Consider the following 353-nt stretch of genomic DNA (forward strand, 5'->3'; position numbering starts at 1 on the left):
GCGCGCCGTAGTAGCAGCACTGGTGCAGCAGCCCGGTCGGCAGGCGGGGGTGGCGCAACGGCATCCCGGGGGAGACGACCAGGAGCGGAACGCTGTCGGAGTAGGCCTGGCCGACGGCCGCGGCGATGTTGAGGAGCGCGGGTCCTGTCGTGGTGACCGCCACTCCGGGACGGCCCGTGACGCGGGCGTACGCATCGGCCGCGTAGCCCGCACCCTGTTCATGACGTGGCGTCACATGGCGTACTCCGTAAGGTTCCAGATGCCGGTAGATCTCCAGATTGTGGGTGCCGGGGATTCCGAACGCCCGGGTCACGCCGTGCGCGGCCAGTGCCCGTACGACCGCCTCCCCGCCG

1 protein-coding gene is annotated in these 353 nt (G+C 71.1%); it reads right to left on the bottom strand.

What is annotated here, in order from left to right:
- A partial coding sequence (locus J0695_RS38650; RefSeq protein ID WP_277990097.1) for a thiamine pyrophosphate-binding protein occupies positions 1–353 on the bottom strand: 353 nt, incomplete at both ends.

The sequence above is a fragment of the Streptomyces beijiangensis genome (assembly GCF_017315755.1).
GTDB lineage: Bacteria > Actinomycetota > Actinomycetes > Streptomycetales > Streptomycetaceae > Streptomyces > Streptomyces beijiangensis.